The sequence below is a fragment of the Aneurinibacillus sp. UBA3580 genome (genome assembly GCF_002375825.1).
Taxonomy (GTDB): Bacteria; Bacillota; Bacilli; order Aneurinibacillales; family Aneurinibacillaceae; genus Aneurinibacillus; species Aneurinibacillus danicus.
Window position 1 is genome coordinate 7854 of sequence record NZ_DFMZ01000107.1, and the last position, 4923, is coordinate 12776.

General features: G+C 53.9%; 2 protein-coding genes. Both read left to right on the top strand.

The window, feature by feature from the left end; all coding sequences use genetic code 11:
* Nucleotides 1-2940, top strand: a 2940-nt coding sequence (gene metH, locus B2899_RS14900; RefSeq protein WP_286886831.1) for a methionine synthase, incomplete at its 5' end; no start/stop codon positions are given.
* A gap of 23 nt (nucleotides 2941-2963) precedes the next feature.
* Nucleotides 2964-4829, top strand: a complete 1866-nt coding sequence (locus tag B2899_RS14905) for a bifunctional homocysteine S-methyltransferase/methylenetetrahydrofolate reductase (protein ID WP_286886833.1) — start codon at nucleotides 2964-2966, stop codon at nucleotides 4827-4829.
* The last annotated feature ends 94 nt before the right edge of the window (nucleotides 4830-4923 follow it).

A 4923-nucleotide genomic window follows, 5' to 3' on the forward strand; every position in this document is an offset into this window, starting at 1 on the left:
AACGTAAAAGCGGGCGGCATCGGCATCCAGCGTGCCTTTGAAACCCTGGGTTATAAGATCCCGGTCATGATCTCGGGAACGATTGAGCCGATGGGAACGACCTTGGCCGGTCAGAATATTGAAGCATTTTACATCTCTCTTGAGCACCTGCAGCCGGTGTCTATTGGTTTAAACTGTGCGACGGGTCCGGAGTTTATGCGGGATCATATCCGAACGTTGTCCGGTATGGCAAACTGTGCGGTTAGCTGCTATCCGAACGCCGGACTGCCTGATGAAGACGGTCACTACCATGAGTCACCGCAGGCACTGGCGGCCAAACTGGCCGGGTTCGCCGAGCAGGGGTGGATTAATGTGGCGGGCGGCTGCTGCGGTACGACACCGGAGCATATCCGGGCTATCGCGGAAGCGCTCAAAGATTATCAGCCGCGTAAGCCGCAGGGACTCCATACACATGTGGTATCCGGCATTGAACCCGTCTACCTTGAACAGGACAACCGGCCTTTATTTGTAGGGGAGCGTACGAATGTTATCGGTTCAAAGAAATTCCGTGATCTCATCAAGGAGGGCAAGTACGAAGAGGCTTCAGAAATTGCGCGTGCTCAGGTGAAGCGGGGCGCTCATGTTATCGATATCTGTCTTGCCGATCCGGACCGGGATGAAGCGGCGGATATGGAGGCATTCCTAAAGTTTGTCGTACGTAAGGTAAAAGTGCCGCTTATGATTGACTCTACCGACCCGAACGTTATTGCCCTTGCGCTGAAGTACTCGCAGGGCAAGGCGATTATTAACTCAATCAATCTGGAAGACGGGGAAGAACGTTTTGCGGAAGTGGCTCCGCTCTTACGGAAGTTCGGTGGTGCGGTCGTTGTCGGCACAATTGACGAGAAGGGAATGGCTGTGACCCGCGGGCGCAAACTTGAGGTGGCTGAGCGATCCTATCGCCTGCTTGTGGGTAAGTACGGACTTTCGCCGCGGGATTTAATCTTCGATCCGCTCGTTTTCCCGGTAGGTACGGGGGACGAAGCATACATCGGTTCCGCGAAAGAGACGGTGGAAGGCATTCGGTTGATTAAAGAGAAATTTCCGGAATGTCAGACCATTCTTGGCGTCAGCAACGTATCATTCGGTTTGCCGCCTGCGGGCAGAGAAGTTCTGAATGCCGTGTACTTATACCACTGTACGAAAGCGGGACTTGATTACGCCATTGTCAACACGGAGAAGCTGCAGCGTTTCGCGTCTATTCCAGAAGAGGAACGTCAATTGGCGGAAGCGCTGCTGTTTGATACGACTGACGAGACGCTGGCAAGGTTTACAGCATTCTATCGCGAGAAAAAGGTGGAGAAGGTCGAAGAAATTACAAATCTAAGCTTAGAAGAGCGCCTGGCCCATTACGTGGTGGAAGGAACAAAAGAAGGGCTAATTCCGGATCTGGAAGAAGCGCTGGACAAATACGCGCCGCTTGATATCATCAACGGACCGTTGATGAACGGTATGGACGAAGTGGGCCGCCTGTTTAATGATAACCAGTTGATTGTTGCGGAAGTGCTGCAAAGTGCGGAAGTAATGAAAGCCGCAGTCGCTTATCTGGAGCCGTTCATGGAGAAAACGCAGGCATCCACTAAAGGCACGGTCATGCTCGCTACCGTAAAAGGCGATGTGCATGACATCGGCAAAAACCTGGTGGAGATTATCTTTGGGAATAACGGCTACAAGATTGTTAATCTGGGGATTAAAGTGCCGCCGGAGCAGTTGATTGAAGCCTGCCGTAAAGAGATGCCGGATATAATCGGACTTTCAGGTCTGCTTGTCAAATCAGCACAGCAGATGGTGACAACAGTACAGGATTTGAGAGCGGCTGGTATCGACGTACCGATTCTCGTGGGCGGCGCAGCATTGACACGTAAGTTTACCGAGAATCGTATTGCTCCGGAATATAACGGACTCGTGCTATATTCCAAAGACGCCATGAGCGGACTGGACATCGCCAATAAGCTGGTGAATCCGAAAATGCGGGCCGAGCTGGAAGAGTCCGCGGCCCGGGCGAAGGAAGAAGCGCAGGTTACAGCAGCTTCCGAAGCGAAGGAAACAGAAGCGGCACCAGCCGTGCCGCAGCGTTCTTCGGTACGTATGGATGTTCCGGTATTCCTGCCACCGGATTTTGACCGTCACATTCTACGCGATTACCCGCTTACGCATCTGCACCCGTATCTGAATCTGCGTATGCTGCTGGGCAAGCACTTAGGCGTACGCGGCAATGTGGACGCACTGCTTTCGGAGGGTGACCCGAAGACGGTTGAACTGAAGGAAATCGTGGAGGAGTTGCTGGCGGAAGCGGAAGAAACCGGTCTGCTGACCGCGCATGGTATGTACCGTTTCTTCCCGGCGCAATCCAGAGGAAACGAAATTTATATCTATGATCCGAACGATCATAGCGTCATACTCAAAACATTCTCTTTCCCGCGGCAAAAAGAAGCGCCATATCTCTGCCTGGCCGATTTTGTAAAACCGGTGGAAAGCGGAGTTATGGATTATGTCGCATTCCTTGTAGTCACCGCAGGCAAGGGCGTGCGGGAGAAAGCGGAAGAATGGAAGGAGAAGGGCGACTATCTCCGTTCGCATGTGCTGCAGGCGCTGGCGCTCGAACTGGCCGAGGCGTTCGCCGAGCGGACGCACCATATTCTGCGCGATACATGGGGCTTCCCGGATCCGGCGGAGATGACGATGCAGCAGCGTTTCGGAGCTCGTTACCAGGGCATCCGCGTCTCGTTTGGCTATCCGGCTTGCCCGGATTTGGAGGATCAGAAACTGCTATTTGATTTGCTGAAGCCGGAAGATATCGGTGTGCACCTAACCGATGGCTGCATGATGGAACCGGAGGCGTCCGTTTCGGCCATGGTATTCTCCCATCCTGAAGCGCGCTATTTCAATGCCGGTGAATAAAACGAGGAAGGGAGAGGAAGCCCATGCCAAAAGAAAATCTAAAAACATATCTGAATAACCACCTGTTGATTGGCGATGGCGCAATGGCCACCTGGCTCTATCAGCTGGGTGTTCCGATCGGCATCTGTTACGAAGAGTTAAGCCTATCGGACCCGGAGATTATCCGAACAGTTCACCGTTCCTATTACGAAGCGGGCGCACGCTTTATTCAGACCAATACGTACGGCGCTCATCGGGATGCCCTGGCCCGCCACGGTCTGCAGGATAAAGTGGAGCGGATGAATCGGGCCGCAGCCAAAGTCGCACGGGAAGCGGTCGGTGATGACGCATATGTGGTTGGCGGTATCGGGTCGATTATTGCTGGAAGGGTGCGGGATGCCCAGCAGATGGATACTTATGGAGAACAGTACGAGGAGCAGGCTTCCGCGCTGCTGGCGGGCGGAGTGGATGCCATTCTCCTGGAGACATTCCTTGACCTGGACGAATTGCTGCTGGCTCTCGATATCATTCGTCCGTTGACGAAGCTGCCGATTATTGCCCAGCTTGCCACGATAGAGGTGGGCCGGACGCGGGACGGATATACGCTGACCCGCGCATTCTCTGAATTAAAGAAAGCGGGCGCAGATGTAGTTGGTCTGAACTGTCGAATGGGTCCGGCAGAAATTCTTCGCTCGATTGAGAATACGGTCGTACCGGAAGATACGCCTTTGTCTGTATTTCCCAATGCGGGACGGCTTGCGATGTCAGACGGCGAGTACTCCTACGCATCGGTTCCCCAGTACTTCGGGGAAAGCGCGCTGCGTTTCCGGGCTCAGGGAGCGAGACTTATCGGCGGCTGCTGCGGCACAACCCCCGAGCATATCCGCATGATGGCACAGGTGTTGGCAGAGCGTGATCCGCTGCCCCGGGTTAATCCGGTTATTACAGTGAAAGAAGAGGAAAGAACGCCAATTCGCATTGTCTCCCCGGAGCGCTCCAAAGGAATTGTAGATACGGTAAGACAGCGGCATACGGTCATTGTTGAGCTGGACCCACCGCGCGATTTGGATACGGAGAAGTTTCTGAAGGGAGCGGCAGCATTGAAGGAAGCGGGCGCCGATGCGATCACGCTGGCCGATAATTCACTGGCAACGACACGCATGAGCAACATGGCGCTCGGATCGATTATAAAGACGAAATTCGGTGCCGAACCGCTGTTGCACATCGCCTGCCGTGACCGCAACCTGATCGGCCAACAATCGCACCTGATGGGGCTGTATGCACTTGGCATCAACCAGGTGCTGGTCATTACAGGCGATCCGGCCCGTTTCGGAGATTTGCCCGGTGCAAGCTCTGTGTTCGATGTATCCTCATTTGACTTAATCCGCATGATTAAACAGCTGAATGAAGGATTCACCTTCTCGGGCAAGCCGCTCAAGCAGCGGGGGGATTTCGTAGTCGGCGCTGCGTTCAATCCGCATGTGCGCCAGTTCGATGCCGCACTGCGGCGCCTTGAGAAGAAGGTAGAAGCGGGAGCGGACTACATTATGACGCAGCCGGTATATGACCGGGAAATGATTGAGCGGATTTATGAAGGCACAAAACATCTGGACATCCCGATTTTTATCGGCATTATGCCGCTGACGAGCTCGCGCAACGCGGAGTTTCTTCACAACGAAGTACCCGGCATCAAGTTGTCGGACGAAGCGCGTGCCCGCATGCATGCACATGAGCCGGGCGAAGAAGCCCGCCGTGAAGGCGTGGCGATTGCCCGAGAGCTGGTGGATATGGCCATGGAATACTTTAACGGCATTTATTTGATTACTCCGTTTTTCTATTATGAGATGACGGTGGAATTGACCCGATATGTACATGACCGATCCGCTGCGGCGCTGCAGGTGCAGAAATAAACGGAAACGGAGGCACAGCAATAGGCTGGCCTCTGTTTTCTGTGAAAATCAGGAGGAAAGAAGGAGAGGGGAGAGGAAATGAGATCCAGGGAAG